10 protein-coding genes are annotated in these 15,950 nt (G+C 66.8%); 8 read left to right on the top strand and 2 right to left on the bottom strand.

Annotation, left to right across the window (positions count from 1 at the left end):
• From AC3WUM_RS19590 to AC3WUM_RS19565, 6 genes are all read left to right on the top strand, one after another.
• The gene (locus AC3WUM_RS19590) at positions 1 to 918 is read left to right on the top strand and encodes an ABC transporter permease subunit (RefSeq protein ID WP_492412371.1); all 918 of its coding nucleotides are present in this window, start codon (positions 1 to 3) and stop codon (positions 916 to 918) included.
• Entirely contained in the window at positions 915 to 1,742 is an 828-nt protein-coding gene (locus tag AC3WUM_RS19585; protein WP_492412370.1) for an ABC transporter permease, read from the top strand. Before AC3WUM_RS19590 ends, AC3WUM_RS19585 begins: the two co-directional genes overlap by 4 nt.
• Positions 1,739 to 2,776 (top strand): ABC transporter ATP-binding protein, encoded by a 1,038-nt coding sequence (locus AC3WUM_RS19580; RefSeq protein WP_492412369.1) that lies wholly within the window; start codon positions 1,739 to 1,741, stop codon positions 2,774 to 2,776. The genes AC3WUM_RS19585 and AC3WUM_RS19580 overlap by 4 nt, the downstream gene beginning before the upstream one ends.
• Positions 2,777 to 2,815: 39 nt before the next feature.
• Positions 2,816 to 3,730: a CE1 family esterase gene (locus tag AC3WUM_RS19575; protein ID WP_492412368.1), complete on the top strand. Its 915-nt coding sequence runs from the start codon at positions 2,816 to 2,818 to the stop codon at positions 3,728 to 3,730.
• Positions 3,731 to 3,895: 165 nt separating this feature from the next.
• Positions 3,896 to 5,560: a DUF1800 domain-containing protein gene (locus AC3WUM_RS19570; RefSeq protein WP_492412367.1), complete on the top strand. Its 1,665-nt coding sequence runs from the start codon at positions 3,896 to 3,898 to the stop codon at positions 5,558 to 5,560.
• Between the two features lie 9 nt (positions 5,561 to 5,569).
• The gene (locus AC3WUM_RS19565) at positions 5,570 to 6,934 is read left to right on the top strand and encodes a DUF1501 domain-containing protein (RefSeq protein WP_492412366.1); all 1,365 of its coding nucleotides are present in this window, start codon (positions 5,570 to 5,572) and stop codon (positions 6,932 to 6,934) included.
• A gap of 49 nt (positions 6,935 to 6,983) precedes the next feature.
• On the opposite strand, the gene uvrA is transcribed toward AC3WUM_RS19565, so the two are convergent.
• Together uvrA and AC3WUM_RS19555 are read right to left on the bottom strand one after the other, a co-directional pair.
• Positions 6,984 to 9,809, bottom strand: coding sequence for an excinuclease ABC subunit UvrA (uvrA, locus tag AC3WUM_RS19560; protein ID WP_492412365.1), 2,826 nt, complete (start codon positions 9,807 to 9,809; stop codon positions 6,984 to 6,986).
• 128 nt (positions 9,810 to 9,937) lie between these two features.
• A complete protein-coding gene (locus tag AC3WUM_RS19555; protein WP_492412364.1) occupies positions 9,938 to 11,233 on the bottom strand; it encodes an alginate export family protein in 1,296 nt (431 codons plus the stop codon).
• A gap of 467 nt (positions 11,234 to 11,700) precedes the next feature.
• Here AC3WUM_RS19555 and ssb point away from each other — a divergent pair, with 467 nt between their 5' ends.
• Positions 11,701 to 12,204: a single-stranded DNA-binding protein gene (ssb, locus tag AC3WUM_RS19550; RefSeq protein WP_492412362.1), complete on the top strand. Its 504-nt coding sequence runs from the start codon at positions 11,701 to 11,703 to the stop codon at positions 12,202 to 12,204.
• A gap of 266 nt (positions 12,205 to 12,470) precedes the next feature.
• On the top strand, positions 12,471 to 15,935 hold the full coding sequence (locus AC3WUM_RS19545; RefSeq protein WP_492412360.1) for a response regulator: 3,465 nt from the start codon (positions 12,471 to 12,473) through the stop codon (positions 15,933 to 15,935).
• Positions 15,936 to 15,950: the final 15 nt, after the last annotated feature.

The following is a 15,950-nucleotide window of genomic DNA, read 5'->3' as shown; positions in this document are numbered from 1 at the left end:
ATGCCGTCCCGCCTGATCCTGCGCCTGCTGCAAGCGATTCCGACGCTGCTGATCCTCGTCACGCTGACCTTCTTCATGCTGCGCGCCGCACCGGGCGGGCCATTCGACAGCGAAGAAGGCATCACCGAGCAAACACGCGCGCAACTCGAAGCCGCGTATCACTTCGACGAACCGATCGCGGCGCAATACCTGCGTTATCTGGGCTCGCTCGCACGCGGCGATCTCGGGCCTTCGTACCAGTATCCGGATCGCAGCGTGAACGAGCTGATCGCCGCCGGCTTGCCGGTGTCGGCGACGCTCGGCACGCTCGCGATCATCAGCGGCTTGCTGTTCGGCCTTGCTCTCGGCATCACCGCCGCGCGTGCGCCGGGGTCGCTCGTCGACAAGCTCGTCATGGGTTTTTCGCTGCTCGGACTGTCGGTGCCGAGCTTCGTGATTGCGCCGCTGCTCGTGCTGCTGTTCGCGATCAGCCTGCGCTGGCTGCCGGCCGGCGGATGGAACGGCCGCATCAGTGATTGGATACTGCCCGTCATCGCGCTCGCATTGCCGCATCTGGCGACGGTCGCGTGCTTGTCGCGCAACGCGATGATCGAGGTGCTGCAGGCCCCGTACATTCGCACCGCGCGCGCCAAGGGCCTGTCCGAACGCCACATCGTGCTGCGACACGCGATCAAACCCGTGCTGCTGCCGGTGATTTCCTATCTCGGGCCAGCCGCGGCAGCAACGCTTACGGGCTCGGTGGTCGTCGAGCAGATCTTCGGACTGCCGGGCATCGGCCGCTACTTCGTGCTCGGCGCCTTCAACCGCGATTACGGCCTGGTCATGGGCGTGGTGTTGCTCTACGGCAGCCTGATCGTGCTGTTCAACCTGATCGTCGACCTGCTGTACGCGCGGCTCGATCCGCGGCTGCGCGCATGACTTGGCTTCGCTCACTACCGTTCGCCGCACGCGCCGCAGCGCTGATGCTCTGCGTGATCACGTTGCTGACGCTCGTCGGTCCGTGGCTCTCACCGTGGGCATTCGATGCGATCGACTTCGACGGCTCGTGGTCCGCATCGCCGTCGCTCGTGGATCAGCACTGGTTCGGCACCGACGCGCTCGGCCGCGACCTGTTCGCGCGTACGCTCACGGGCGGCCGCGTCTCGCTGCTCGTCGGACTCGTCGGCACGCTCGTCTCGCTGCTGATCGGCGTCGCCTATGGCGCGATCGCGGGCATGCTCGGCGGTCGCATCGATGCGCTGATGATGCGCGCGGTCGACATTCTCTACGCACTGCCGTTCCTGTTCCTCGTGATCCTGCTGATGGTCCTGTTCGGCCGTCATCTGCTGCTCGTGTTCGCGGCGATCGGCTGCGTGAACTGGCTCGACATGGCGCGCGTCGTGCGCGGCGAAACGCTCGCGATCAAGCAGCGCGAATTCATCGCCGCAGCCGAAGTCTCGGGCCTCGACACGAGCGCGATCCTGCGTCGCCACGTACTGCCGAATCTGTTCGGCGTGATCGTCGTCTACGCCACGCTGACGGTTCCGCAGGTGATTCTGATGGAATCCTTCCTGGGGTTTCTGGGCCTCGGCGTGCAGGCGCCCGCGACGAGCTGGGGCGCGCTGATCAGCGAAGGCGCCCGCGACATGGAAACCGCGCCGTGGGCGCTGATCTTTCCGGCCGCGTTCCTGCTCGCGACGCTGCTGTGTCTGAACGTGCTCGGCGAAGCCCTGCGCAAGGCGCTCGACCCGAGGCGTCGATGAACACGTCGATGAATAGGCCGACGAACGAGCCGCTGCTGCAAGTGCGCGAGCTGCGCGTGCATCTGCCGGTGCCGCGTGGCCGGCTCACGGTGGTCGACGGCCTGAGCTTCGAAGTCGCACGCGGCGAATGCCTCGGCATCGTCGGTGAATCGGGCTCCGGCAAGTCGCAGACCGCGCTCGCGCTGATGGGCCTGAACGCGGACGGCGCGAAGCTCGAAGGCGAGCTGATGCTCGAAGGCGAAAACCTGCTGAGCGCAACGCCGGCGCGTCGTCGTGCCCTGCGCGGTCCGGGCATGGCGGTGATCTTCCAGGACCCGATGAGCAGCCTCAATCCATACCTGCGCATCGGCCTGCAACTCGCCGAAGTCGCGGAGCTGCATCAGGGCCTGACGCGAGCCGCCGCGATGGCCGAGGCCGAGCGCGTGCTCGACGCCGTCGGCATCACCGCGGCCAGACTGCGGCTTGCGCAGTATCCGCACGAGCTCTCGGGCGGCATGCGCCAGCGCGTGATGATCGCGATGGCCTTGCTCGCCAGGCCCAGGCTGCTGATCGCCGACGAGCCGACCACCGCGCTCGACCCGACCATCCAGCGCCAGATCCTGCGGCTGCTCGACACGCTGCGCCGCGAGCTCGGCATGGCGATGTTGTTCATCACCCACGATCTCGGGCTCGTATCCGAAAGCTGCGAGCGCGTGCTCGTGATGTACGCGGGCCAGGCGGTCGAAGCCGGGCCGACGGCCCGCGTATTGCGCCAGCCGCTGCATCCGTACACGGGTGCGCTGCTTGCGGCCCGTCCCGGGCCGAGCGTGGTGCCCGGATCGCGGCTCGCCGCCATCGGCGGCCAGCCGCCGGACCTGCACGAGCCGCCGCGCGGCTGCCGCTTCAGCGAGCGATGCAGCCGCGCCGAGCCCGATTGCCTCGACGCGCCGATCGCCTGGCTCAGCGGCGGCGCACGTGGCCTGCGCTGTCTGCATCCCTTGCCGGCTGTCGGCACTCGCCCGGCCGAACATCGCATTACCGAACCCGGGAACTGACAGTCCCGTCAGCATGCGGCCACCCCATACGGAGGTCACATGACCATCATTCGGAATCTGTTGCGCGGACTTTGCGTGCTCGCGCTTTCGGCTGCGAGCTTCGCAGCCAACGCCTACATCGTGCCGACGCAGGGCGTCACCTACTTTCGCAGCACGATCAACCATCAGGGTCTCAACCGCAGCACGCTCTACTTCAAGCCGACCGCGGCGAGCAGCACCAAGGCGCCGCTGCTCGTGATGCTGCATTACAACGGCGGCAACGGCGAGGCGATGGCGTTTCTGACTGAGGTGCAGGAGCTCGTGCGCGACTACGGTATCTGGGTCGCGCTGCCCGACGTCGCCGATGGCAATTGGCACGACGATCCGAGCGACACCAGCACCGTCGACGACGTCGGTTATCTGACGACGCTGATCGACACTGCCGTGAAGAACTATCCGGTCGATGCCAGGCGCGTGTCGATGGCCGGCTTCTCCGATGGCGCGATGATGACGCTGCGCTACGCCTGCGCGCAGCCCGGCAAGATCGCCGCCGCCGCGGCCGTTTCGGGCGTCATGCTCAAGACGCTGGTGTCGGTCTGCGGCAGCCCGGCCTTCGCCACGCCGATGCTGCTGATCAACGGCAATGCCGACACCGTCGTCAAATACAGCCCGTCGAAGTACGCGATCTCGTTGTCGGCTCCGGATTCGGCCAAGCACTGGGCGAGGATCAACGGCTGCCCGGCCGCGCCCAAGACCAGCCTGCTGCCGGATCTGTCGGCGAGCGACGGAACGCGCGTGCAGCTCGATGCGTATCTGGGCTGCGCCACCGGCAATTCGGTCGAGTTCTACACCGTGCAGAACGGCGGCCACACCTGGCCGGGTTCGCCCTACAACCTGAACTACCAGGGCAAGACCTCGCAGGACATCGACGGTACGCGAACGGTCTGGGAGTTCGTCAAGCGCTTCACGCGCTGACGGATCGAGTCGAAGAAGGCGGCGCCCGGGTGGCGCCGCTTTTGTTTTGGGCGGGCAGGATCTTGCATGGTCCGACAGGCGCCCGCGCACAGGCGACGAGGGGAACTCCGCAGGCCGGCGGCCGGCGTCAACATCGAAGCTCCAGGGGCGGAGCGGGGAATCCACATGAAGGGACTACGATCGGGCGCCGGCATCCTCATCGCCGCGGGCGTGCTGCTCGTGACCGCCTGCGGCAGCAGCAGCCCGGATAGCGTGATCGATGCGGCGACCGGCGGAGGCGGTGGCGACGGTGGCAGCAGCGGCGCCAAGCTCGGGGCGGCCGAGGCCGCGCGGCTGCTGACGCAGGGCACTTTCGGCCCCACGCGTGGCGACATCGATCGCGTGGCGACGCTGTCGGCGCGCAGCTGGATCGACGAGCAGCTGCGCGCCACGCCCACGCATCATCTGCCGCTGTGCCGCAGCCTCGCCGGCAGTGACGGCGTCGACCGGAACGCACGGACCGACGCCTGGTGGCAGATCACGCTGACCGCGCCCGATCAGCTGCGCCAGCGCGTGGCGTTCGCGCTGTCCGAAATCATGGTGGTTTCCGATACCAGCGACGCACTGTCGAGCCAGGAAGGGCTCTGCTGGTATTACGACCTGCTCGTCGACGGCGCCTTCGGCAACTTCCGCGATCTGCTCGAAGACGTCACGTTGTCGCCCGAGATGGGCCGCTACCTGTCGATGCTCGGCAACGCCAAGCCCGATGCGGCCACCGATCGACGCGCGGACGAGAACTTCGCGCGCGAGGTCATGCAGCTGTTCACGATCGGGCTCGTGCAGTTGAACGCCGACGGCACGCCCAGGCTCGACGCGAGCGGCGCGGCGCTGCCGAGCTACACGCAAGCCGACATCGAAGGCCTCGCCCGTACCTTCACGGGCTGGTCCTGGGGCGGCGCGAGAAGCTTCAGCAGCGGGCCGGCGAACTGGCTCGCGCCGATGAAGGGCTTCGATGACGCGCACGATCGCGATGCCAAGACCATCGTCGGCAACACCGCGATCGCAGCGAGCGGCAGCGCGGTGCAGGACCTCGCGCGCGGGCTCGACACGCTCTTCGAGCATGCCAACGTCGGGCCCTTCATCGGTCGCCAGCTGATCCAGAAGCTCGTCACGAGCAATCCATCGCCCGCCTACGTCGAACGCGTCGCCAGGGCTTTCGCGGACAACGGACGCGGGCAGCGCGGTGATCTCGCCGCGGTCGTGCGTGCCGTGCTGCTCGACAGCGAGGCGCGCGGCGCACCGACCGCGAACTTCGGCAAGGCACGCGAGCCGCTGCTGCGGCAGGCGCATCTCTGGCGTGCGCTCGATGCGGTGCCGGCGACGGCCAGCGGCCGCTACAGCTATCGATCGGCGCAGGGCGAGTTGTTGCAATCTCCGCTGTCCTCGCCGAGCGTGTTCAACTTCTACTCGCCGTTCTATTCGCCTGCGGGCGAAGTGCGCAGCGCGCAGCTCGTGCTGCCCGAGCTGCAGCTCGCCAACGAGTCGAGCATCACGCTCGCGCAGAACCGGCTCTATCAATCGCTCTACGGCGACTATCGCGGGCGCAGCGGCGTCAGCGACAGCGCCATCCTGGTCGACTACGCGGCCTTGCTGCCGTTGGCCGCCGATCCTTCGCTGTTGCTCGACGAGCTCGACCTGCTGTTGCTGAGCGGACAGATGCCGGCCGACATGCGCAGCGCGCTGCTCGCATATCTGCAAGGCGTCGATGCGAGCAAGGACGGTGGTCGCGCACGCGTGCAGGAAGCGGCGTACCTGATCCTGGCTTCGCCGCAGTATTCCATCCAGCGCTGAGGACTTCGAATGAGCCCACTGAAACCCTGGACTCGGCGCGATCTGCTGCGCTGCGGGCTTTCCGCCGCTGCCGGTCTGAGCACGCCGCGCGCGATGCTCGGCCTGCTCGGCGCAGCGAGCGCGACGGCCGCACACGCCGCCTTCACCGACTACAAGGCGCTGGTCTGCATTTTTCTGCATGGAGGCAACGACGGCTACAACCTGCTCGTGCCTTACGACAGCACGCGCTACAACCGCTACAAGGCCGCACGAACCAATCTCGCACTGGCGCGCAGCGAGCTGCTGCCGCTTGCTCCGCCGCTGTTGAGCCTCGATCTCTACGGCCTGCATCCGGCGATGCCCGAGCTGCAGAAGCTCTACAACAACGATCGCCTGGCTTTCATCATCAACGCGGGCACGCTGCTCGCACCGGTGACCAAGGACGAGGTGCTGGCCGGACGCAATCTTCCGCCGCGGCTGTACTCGCACAACGACCAGCAGGATTCGTGGGTATCGAGCCGGCCCGATGCGACGCAGCGCCAAGGCTGGGGCGGAAGGCTCGCCGATCTGCTCGGTTCGGCGAACGCCAACAGCCGCGTGTCGATGAACATTTCGCTGTCCGGCAACAACCTGTTCCAGACCGGCGCGACGAGCGTTCCGTATTCGATGAGCGCGAGCGGCGTGTCCTCGTTCCGCGCACTCGGCACTGCGAGCGCACGCACCGCGCTGTATCGCCAATTGCTCGCGCAGGCCGAAGCGGCGCAGGCGTTCGAGCGCACGAGCAGCCGTTTGGTGTCGCGCTCGATCGACCTCGGCATGGAGATCAGCACCGCGCTCGCGGGCGTGCCGGAGCTGAGCACCGAATTCCCCGCCGACAACAACCTCGCGAATCAGCTCAGGATGGTCGCGCGCATGATCGCGGCGCGCGAGACGCTCGGCCTGTCGCGGCAGGTGTTCTACGTCACGATCGGCGGCTTCGATCTGCACGACAACCAGCTCGAAGCGCATCCGGCACTGCTCGCACGACTGTCGCAGGCGATGAGCGCGTTCTACTCGGCCACGGTCGAACTCGGTGTCGCCGATGCGGTGACCACGTTCACGGCCTCGGATTTCGGCCGCACCACGACGTCGAACGGAGACGGCAGCGATCACGCCTGGGGCAGCATCCACTGCGCGCTCGGCGGCGCGGTCAAGGGCGGGCGCATCTACGGCGAGTATCCGGACCTTACGCTCAACGGCCCGCAGGACGTCGGCGAAGGCCGCATCATCCCGACCACGAGCGTCGAGCAATACGGTGCGACGATGCTGCGCTGGTTCGGCGCGAGCGAAAGCGAGATCGACGTGGTCTTCCCGCACCTCTCGCGCTTCGCGACGCGAGGGCTCGGGTTCGTGTAAGCGAGTCGTTTTGAGTCGTCCTCTCTCCCGCGTGCGGGAGAGAGGAGCTTTAGGCTCTCAACAGCGGCTTCAGGAATTGCCCCGTATACGAGCGCTTCACCTTCGCGACATCTTCGGGTGTTCCGGCCGCGATGATCTCGCCGCCGCCGCTGCCGCCTTCGGGGCCGAGGTCGAGGATCCAGTCGGCGCGTTTGATGACGTCGAGGTTGTGCTCGATGATCACCACGGTGTTGCCGTGCTCGCGCAAGCGTTCGAGCACGCGGATCAGCTGCGCGACGTCGTGGAAGTGCAGGCCCGTGGTCGGCTCGTCGAGGATGTAGAGCGTCTGTCCAGTGTCGCGGCGCGAAAGCTCCTTGGCGAGCTTGATGCGCTGTGCTTCGCCGCCCGAGAGCGTCGTCGCGTTCTGGCCGAGCTTCACGTAGGAGAGACCCACGTCGAGCAGGGTTTCGAGCTTGCGATACAGCGCCGGCACCGGCTTGAAGAACGCGGCCGCGTCCTCGACCGTCATGTCGAGCACTTCGTCGATGGTCTTGCCCTTGTACTTGATCTCGAGCGTTTCGCGGTTGTAGCGGCGGCCGCGGCAGGTATCGCAGGTCACGTAGACGTCGGGCAAAAAGTGCATCTCCACCTTGATCACGCCGTCGCCTTCGCAGGTTTCGCAGCGTCCGCCCTTGACGTTGAAGCTGAAGCGTCCGGCCTCGTAGCCGCGCGCGCGTGATTCCGGCACCTGCGCGAACAGCTCGCGGATCGGCGTGAACAGGCCCGTGTAGGTCGCCGGATTCGAACGCGGCGTGCGCCCGATCGGCGACTGGTCGATGTCGATGACCTTGTCGAGATGCTCGAGGCCTTCGATGGCGTCGCATTCGGCGTGGCGCGTGCCCGCGTTGTTGAGCTGGCGCGCGGCGAAACCGAGCAGCGTGTCGTTGATGAGCGTCGACTTGCCCGAGCCCGAGACGCCGGTGACGCAGGTGATGACGCCGATCGGAATCGAAGCATGGACGTTCTTGAGGTTGTTGCCGCGCGCGCCCTTGAGCACGATCTGCTTCTTCGGATCGGGCTTGTTGCGCTTGGCCGGCACGCCGATCTGTTCGACGCCCGACAGGTAGCGCCCGGTAATCGACTGCGGATTGTCCGCGACCTTCTTCGGCGTGCCTTCGGCGACGATCTGGCCACCGTGCACGCCCGCGCCGGGTCCGATGTCGACGACGTAATCGGCCTGGCGGATTGCGTCCTCGTCATGCTCGACGACGATCACGGTGTTGCCGAGATCGCGCAGCCGGAACAGCGTCTTGAGCAGGCGTTCGTTGTCGCGCTGATGCAGGCCGATGCTCGGTTCATCGAGCACGTACATCACGCCGACCAGTCCGGCGCCGATCTGCGAGGCCAGGCGGATGCGCTGCGCTTCGCCGCCCGACAGCGTTTCGGCGCTACGCGCGAGCGTCAGGTAATCGAGGCCGACGTTGTTCAAGAAGCCCAGGCGCGCGGAGATTTCTTTCAGGATCTTCTCGGCGATTTCGCCCTTGTAGCCCGGCAGCTTCATCTTCTGGAAGAAGGCCTCGGCATCGCGGATCGACAGCGAGGTGATCTGCGGCAGGCGCGTGTCGGCGACGTAGACGTTGCGCGCCGAGCGATTCAGGCGATCGCCGTTGCATTCGGGGCAGGGCTTGTCGGACAGGTACTTCGACAGCTCCTCGCGGACCGCCACCGATTCGGTTTCGCGATAGCGGCGTTCGAGGTTCGGCAGCACGCCTTCGAACTTGTGCGTGCGCGTGACCAGGCGGCCGCGCTCGTCCGGATACTGGAACGGCAGTTTCTCGTCGCCGCTGCCGTTGAGGATCACGTCCTGGTATTTCTTCGCGAGCCGGTTCCAGGGCTTTTCGGTATCGAAGCCGTAGTGCTTGGCGAGCGAGGAAATGAAGTGCCAGTAGTACGGGTTCTTCTTGTCCCAGCTGCGGATCGCGCCGGCGGCGAGCGAGAGCTCCGGGTGATGCACGACGCGGTCGGCATCGAACACTTGCAGGCTGCCGAGGCCGTCGCACTTCGGACAGGCGCCGTGCGGGGCGTTGAACGAAAACAGCCGCGGCTCGAGCTCTTCGAGCGAGTAGCCGCAATGCGGGCAGGACATGCGCGCCGAAAACGTCTGCATGTCGGTCGCGTCGCCGGCATGCGGCGCGATCAGCGCGATGCCTTCGGACATGCGCAGCGCGGTTTCGAAACTCTCCGCAAGTCGCTGCTTGATGTCCGGGCGGACCTTGAAGCGATCGACGACGATCTCGATGTCGTGCTTGAGCTTGCGGTTGAGCTTCGGAATTTCGTCGAGCTCGTAGACGCGGCCGTCGACGCGCGCGCGCACGAAGCCCTGAGCGCGCATCTGCTCGAACCATTCGAGGTGCTCGCCCTTGCGTCCGCGCACGACCGGCGCGAGCAGCATCCAGGCGCTGTTCTCGGGCAGCGCGAGCACCTGGTCGACCATCTGCGAGACCGACTGCGCCTCGAGCGCGACGCCGTGATCGGGGCAGCGCGCGGTGCCGACGCGCGCGAACAGCAGACGCAGGTAGTCGTAGATTTCGGTGACGGTGCCGACGGTCGAACGCGGGTTGTGGCTGGTCGATTTCTGCTCGATCGAAATCGCCGGCGACAGGCCCTCGATGGTGTCGACGTCGGGCTTCTGCATCATCGACAGGAACTGCCGCGCGTAGGCCGACAGCGATTCGACGTAGCGACGCTGGCCTTCGGCGTAGAGCGTGTCGAAGGCCAGCGAGGACTTGCCCGACCCCGACAGACCGGTGATGACGATGAGCTTGTCGCGCGGCAGATCCAGCGAGACGTTCTTGAGGTTGTGCGTGCGGGCGCCGCGGATGCGGATGGTGTCCATGAAGGGCAGCGGAGGACGTTCTGAGGGCGAACGCACACTATAACCGGCCGCCTGAAGCCGGACTTTTTGCGCGCTCTGCCGGCTACCCGCTGTGCTCGGACGGAGCCTGCAGCTAGGTCATGGCGCTTTCACAGTTTGTACTCGATCCAAGCCCAGAACTTTTCGGTGCGCGAGCGTCGCGGCGCGTCGGGTGAGTCGGCGTTGCCGTCGTAGAGGCCGTACTTGAGCCCGGCGTTCAGCTGCTTGCCGAGCGGGCGCGTCGCGAGCAGGTTCCACTCGTCGCCGTAGCGCAGCGAGGTGCTGTCGGCTTCGAAGCGGTGCCAGACCGTGGTCAGCCTGGCGCGCTCCACGTTCAGAGACAGCGAGGCGTAATCGTCGCGCACGCCCTGCGCCGGGGTGCTGACGAACAGATCGACCCAGCCCTGGAAGGCGTGCAGCGTCGCGAGGGGCGTCTGGAAGGCGTAGCCACCGTCGCCGCCGAGCACCTCGCGGCCGAGCGTCGCCGAGAGGTGGCCACGCGCAGCGCTGAGCTCGATCAGCTGGTAGTCCGCTTTGAGTCCGGACGGCGAATCGGCGATGCCGCGCTGATCGGCATACTCGGCCGTGTAGCTGAGCCGGTAGGCGCCGGCCGGCACCGCGCCGGTCGCCCGCAGGCCGAGCGTGCGGGTATCGCGGCGGGCTGCGGAATCAAAGCCGAAGTCCAGCCAGTAGCCGTAGCCGACCAGCTTGAACGCCGGCGCGGGGGCCCAGGCCAGGTTCAGTGTGTGGCCGTCGAGATCCAATGTGTCGGCGCAGGCGAACTCCGCGCTGCACGAGACGCCGGCGTTTGCCGGGTCCATGCGAAAGGCTCGAAACGATTGCACGCGGCTCAGGTACGCGTAGTTCACCGTGGTGCGCGGCAGCCATTGGCCGACCAGGCTCACGGCATCGAAGGTCTGCTCGCGCTGGCGCCAGGCGACGTTGCCGATGAAACGCTGGTTATCGTGCGCAAGCCGCTGGCGGCCGAGCGTGATTGTCGTCGCCGGCAAGCCGGAATAGCGCACCCAGGCCTGGTTCAGGGTCTCGCCCGAGGGGTCCGGAATGATCGGATACGTGTGCTTGAAGTTGTCGGTGCTTTGGTAGTGATCGTCGTCGAGTGCCCAGGTGCCGCTGAACTCGGCCTGGGCGTCGAACGCATGCCACTGCGCCGTCGTATAACCCAGGCGCAGGCGCGTGGTCAGCGCGTCGGCATCGTCCCGGGTGATGCCGGGGCCGTAGGGCGGGTCGGTGTCGATGCGCTCGTAGCGCAGTCGCAGGTCGAGATTGGGCTTGCCGGCCGCGAGCGCTTGGGCGAGCGAGTGGGTGGCGGCGCCGGCAGCGGCCGGCAGCAGGGCGAGGCAGAACAGCACGCGGCGCGAGAGCGCGGCGACGAGGCAGCGGTTCATGAATCCGGAGACCAAGGCGAGCGCCAGCAGCGTCGCCGGCCTTGTCCCGCGCAAACCAAAACGCCAGCTGCGCGGTCACCGCAGCTGGACGCCGTTGCCCGGAATGTGTTTGTCGCCGGCCCGTCATTGGCCCGGCATCGAGAGGGCGCGAGTCTAGACCGGCGGCGCCGCGCATCGCGATCGATAATTCGTACCCATGAGCATGACGTCGCGTTTTGCGCGGAAATGGCCTTCGCAAGGACGTGGGCACGGTCTCAGAGCTGGAATCCGGGCCGCAATCTGCGGAGAATCGGGGCCGACGTTGGTGGACAGAACGTTGGGCGGCCTGTCGGAATCGGCGAAGTCCAAAGCTGTTTTGGCAACGCTTTCGACCGGCGAGCGCGCTCCGGATCACAGAAACCGATGCGGAATCCGCGCAAGCTCTGATTCTCTTTCACCCATCCGGCATTCACTACCAGGGGATTCCCATGGCCCGCGGCATCAATAAAGTCATCCTCATCGGCAACCTCGGCAAAGACCCCGAAGCGCGCAGCTTCCCGAACGGCGGCTCGGTCACCAACATCACGGTGGCGACGAGCGATTCCTGGCGCGACAAGGACGGCAACCAGCAGGAACGCACCGAGTGGCACAACGTGGTGTTCCACAACAAGCTCGGCGAAATCGCCGCGCAGTACCTGCGCAAGGGCAGCAAGGTCTACATCGAAGGCTCGCTGAGAACCCGCAAGTGGCAGGACAAGACCTCCGGCCAGGATCGCTACACCACCGAAATCCACGCCAACGAAATGCAGATGCTCGACGGCAAGCCGGGCAGTGGCGGTGGTGGCTCGGCCGAGTACGGCGGTGGCCAGTCCTCGGGAGGCTACGGCGGTGAAGGCGGAGGCCGCTCGGCCCCGAGTCGCAGCGCTCCGCAGCGCAGCGCCCCGGCTCCGGCCGCGGATGCGGGCTTCGAGGACGACGATATTCCGTTCTGAGCCCTGCCCCAGACCGCAACAACGAAGACCCCTCGCCCGAGGGGTTTTTCGTTTTCCGGCGTCCGCGCGAGCGTGGCGGGCTGCAAATCGCAGCGTCGGACGCCGGCCGCATTGCAAACTGAAATCCTTGAATCGACAGGGTTTGCTGCAGGTGTTTGGGCTGCTTGATCCGCCCCTGTAAAAGCCGGACATTAGGCGCCGGCCAAAGCGTCCGAAGAGCGCGCGGCCAGGTTTTCCAGCCCGATCTTCTCAGTCAAGGACGCTCGATGAAGCAGAACTCCGCCGCCCCGAAGACGGGCCGGCGCAAAGCCTATGGCGCTCCGCTGCCGCCCGCGACGCTGATCGGTTTCATCGCCGCGATCGCGGCGGTCATCGTCACCTCGGCGTTTTCGTACAGCGCGCTCAGGAGCAGTACCGAGACGGCCGAGCGGCTCACGCATACGCTCGACGTGATGCAGCGGCTCGAAACCCTGCGCGTCTCGATCCGCGACGCCGAGACCGGCCAGCGCGGCTACCTGCTGACCGGCAACGAGGCCTACCTAGACCCGTTCTTCCGCGCCAAGAGCAGCCTGCAGGCCACCGTCAAGGAACTGCGCCAGCTCACCGAGGACAGTCCGCTGCAGCAGCAGCGGCTCGACAACTTCGAGCAGCTGCATGCCAACAAGATGGCCGAGCTCAACGACACCGTCGAGCTGCGCCGCCAGGGCCGGACGCAGGAGGCGATCGCCATCGTCGCCACCGATCGCGGCAAGGCGACGATGGACAGCATTCGCGCGCTGCTGGCCGATTTCGGCCGCGACGAGCGCGATCGCCTGACGCGGCGCCAGGCCGACTGGCAGGCGGCGATCGACTCGTCGGTCGTCGTGCTCGGCGCCGGCGCGGTGGTGCTGCTGGTGCTGATCACGATCGCCGGCGTGACCACTTCGCGCGAATACCGGGCACGTGAAATCGCCGGCTGGCTGCGCAACGGGCAGATGGGCCTGTCGCTCGCCCTGCAGGGCCAGCTCAGGCTCGAGCGCCTCGGCGAGAACGCGCTCAAGTTCCTGTCGTCCTATCTCGACGCGCAGGCCGGCGCGGTCTATATCGCGCAGGACGACGGCAGCTTCCGGCGCTATGCGGGTTACGCGCTGCCGGCTTCGAACGTCGAAGTGCTGCGCAGCGGCGACGGCCTGCTCGGCCAGGTCGTGAAGGACCAGCGCACCGTGCACGTGCGCGAGGTTCCGGCCGATTACATGAGCGTGGCCTCGAGCCTGGGCCACGCCAACGCGCGCGAGCTGCTGCTGGTTCCGGCGCTCGTCGACGGCAGCGTGCATGCGGTGATCGAACTCGGTTTCTTTCGCCGGCTCGGCTCGGCCGACGTCGATCTGCTCGACCGCGTCTCCGAATCGCTCGGCATCGCGGTGCGCTCGTCCAAGGACCGCTCGCGCCTCGAAGCGCTGCTCGAGGAAACCCAGCGCCAGAGCGAGGAGCTGCAGGCCCAGCAGGAAGAGCTGCGCGTCAGCAACGAGGAGCTCGAAGAGCAGAGCCGCGCGCTCAAGGAATCGCAGGCGCGTCTCGAAAGCCAGCAGGCCGAACTCGAGCAGACCAATTCGCAGCTCGAAGAGCAGGCCCAGCAGCTCGAAGCCCAGCGCAACGATCTGGCGGCGGCGCAGGAAGGCCTCACCGAGCGCGCCAACGAGCTCGAGCGCGCGAACCAGTACAAGAGCCAGTTCCTGGCCAACATGAGCCACGAGCTGCGCACGCCGCTGAACTCGTCGCTGATCCTCGCCAAGCTGCTCGCCGACAACAAGAGCGGCAACCTGACGCCCGAACAGGTGCGTTTCGCGCAGACCATCTCGTCGGCCGGCAACGATCTGCTCACGCTGATCAACGACATTCTCGATCTGTCGCGCATCGAGGCCGGCAAGATCGACATCACGCCCGAGTCGATCAACGTCGCGCGCAGCATCGATACGCTGCTGCGCAGCGTCGAGCCGATGGCCCGGCAGAAGGGGCTCGCGCTCAAGTGGGAGATCGAGCCCGGAACGCCCGAGCGCATCGACACCGATGCGCAGCGCCTCGGCCAGATCATCAAGAACCTGTTGTCGAACGCGCTCAAGTTCACCGAGCGCGGCGAGATTCGCCTGCGCGTGTTCGCGATCGAAGACGGCATCGGCTTCGCCGTGCGCGACACCGGCATCGGCATCGCGCCCGATCAGCTCGACCTCATCTTCGAAGCCTTCCAGCAGGCCGACGGCAGCACGCATCGCAAGTACGGCGGCACCGGCCTGGGCCTGTCGATTTCGCGTGATCTCGCGCGCCTGCTCGGCGGCGACCTGACCGTGCAGAGCACGGTCGGCGAGGGCAGCGTGTTCACGCTCGTGCTGCCGCGCGTCTATGTCGAAGGCGCGGCGCCGGCGCCGCTGGCGACGCCGATCGCCCCGGCCGCTGCGATCACGATTCCGGAGCCGGTGCAGCCGGCGCCGATGATGGGCGCTGCGCCGGTATCGCCACCGCTCTTCAAAGCCGAGGTCGAGGATGATCGGCATCGCCTGGCGCCCGATGCGCGCGTGATCCTGGTCATCGAGGACGACGTGCGCTTCGCCGCGATCCTGCGCGACCTCACGCATGAAATGGGCTTCTCGAGCATCGTCACGCACACGGCCAGCGACGGCCTGGCCGCCGCCGCGCAGTACCGGCCGATCGCGATCCTGCTCGACATGAACCTGCCCGATCACTCGGGCCTCGGCGTGCTCGACCAGCTCAAGCGCAATCCGCTGACCCGGCACATTCCGGTGCACGTCGCCTCGGTGGCCGACTACACGCAGGAGGCGCTCGAGCGCGGCGCCATCGGCTATGCGCTCAAGCCGGTCAAGCGCGAGCAGCTCATCGAGGCCTTCCAGCGGCTCGAGGCCAAGGTTATGCAGGGCTTGCGGCGCGTGCTCGTGGTCGAGGACGACGAACGCCAGCGCGAGAGCATCGGTCAGCTGCTTGCGACCGGCGAGGTGCAGATCGTCGGCGTCGAAAGCGCCGCCGCCGCGCTCGCCGAGCTGCAGAGCTCGACCTTCGATTGCGTGGTGATGGACCTGAACCTGCCCGACCTGTCGGGCTACGAGCTGCTGCAGAAGATGGCCGAGCAGGACGAGGTCTCGTTCCCGCCGGTGATCGTCTACACCGGGCGTTCGCTGTCGCGCGACGAGGAGCAGAAGCTGCGCCGCTTCTCCAAGTCCATCATCATCAAGGACGCGCGTTCACCGGAGCGACTGCTCGACGAGGTGACACTGTTCCTGCATCAGGTGGAGTCCAAGCTGCCGGCGGAGGCGCAGCGCCTGCTCAAGGTCGCGCGCGACCGCGAGTCGGCGCTCGAAGGGCGCAACATCCTGGTGGTGGAGGACGACGTGCGCAACGTATTCGCCCTGACGAGTCTGCTCGAGCCCAAGGGAGCCAAAGTGGAGATCGCGCGCAATGGCCGCGAAGCGCTCGAGGCGCTCGAGCGCGCCGGCAAGGGCGCGCATGCGGCGGTCGATCTCGTGCTGATGGACATCATGATGCCCGAGATGGACGGCTTCACGGCGATGCGCGAGATCCGCAAGCGCGCCGAATGGAAGAAGCTGCCGATCATCGCGCTGACCGCCAAGGCCATGCGCGACGACCAGGAGAAGTGCCTCGCCGCCGGCGCCAACGACTACATCGCCAAGCCGCTCGACGTCGAAAAGCTGATGTCGCTGATCCGCGTCTGGATGCCCAAGTAAGTCTGCGGCGCTACG

The organism is Hydrocarboniphaga sp. FW305-C-57 (assembly GCF_058783045.1).
Note: the sequence above shows the minus strand (reverse complement) of the source record. Positions and strands in the feature narration are given on the sequence as shown.

What these genes read in the sequence shown, in the direction of transcription:
- AC3WUM_RS19590 (WP_492412371.1), top strand. Translation starts at nt 1, where the DNA reads ATGCCGTCCCGCCTGATCCTGCGCCTGCTGCAAGCGATTCCGACGCTG.
- AC3WUM_RS19585 (WP_492412370.1), top strand. Translation starts at nt 915, where the DNA reads ATGACTTGGCTTCGCTCACTACCGTTCGCCGCACGCGCCGCAGCGCTG.
- AC3WUM_RS19580 (WP_492412369.1), top strand. Translation starts at nt 1,739, where the DNA reads ATGAACACGTCGATGAATAGGCCGACGAACGAGCCGCTGCTGCAAGTG.
- AC3WUM_RS19575 (WP_492412368.1), top strand. Translation starts at nt 2,816, where the DNA reads ATGACCATCATTCGGAATCTGTTGCGCGGACTTTGCGTGCTCGCGCTT.
- AC3WUM_RS19570 (WP_492412367.1), top strand. Translation starts at nt 3,896, where the DNA reads ATGAAGGGACTACGATCGGGCGCCGGCATCCTCATCGCCGCGGGCGTG.
- AC3WUM_RS19565 (WP_492412366.1), top strand. Translation starts at nt 5,570, where the DNA reads ATGAGCCCACTGAAACCCTGGACTCGGCGCGATCTGCTGCGCTGCGGG.
- uvrA (WP_492412365.1), bottom strand. Translation starts at nt 9,809, where the DNA reads ATGGACACCATCCGCATCCGCGGCGCCCGCACGCACAACCTCAAGAAC.
- AC3WUM_RS19555 (WP_492412364.1), bottom strand. Translation starts at nt 11,233, where the DNA reads ATGAACCGCTGCCTCGTCGCCGCGCTCTCGCGCCGCGTGCTGTTCTGC.
- ssb (WP_492412362.1), top strand. Translation starts at nt 11,701, where the DNA reads ATGGCCCGCGGCATCAATAAAGTCATCCTCATCGGCAACCTCGGCAAA.
- AC3WUM_RS19545 (WP_492412360.1), top strand. Translation starts at nt 12,471, where the DNA reads ATGAAGCAGAACTCCGCCGCCCCGAAGACGGGCCGGCGCAAAGCCTAT.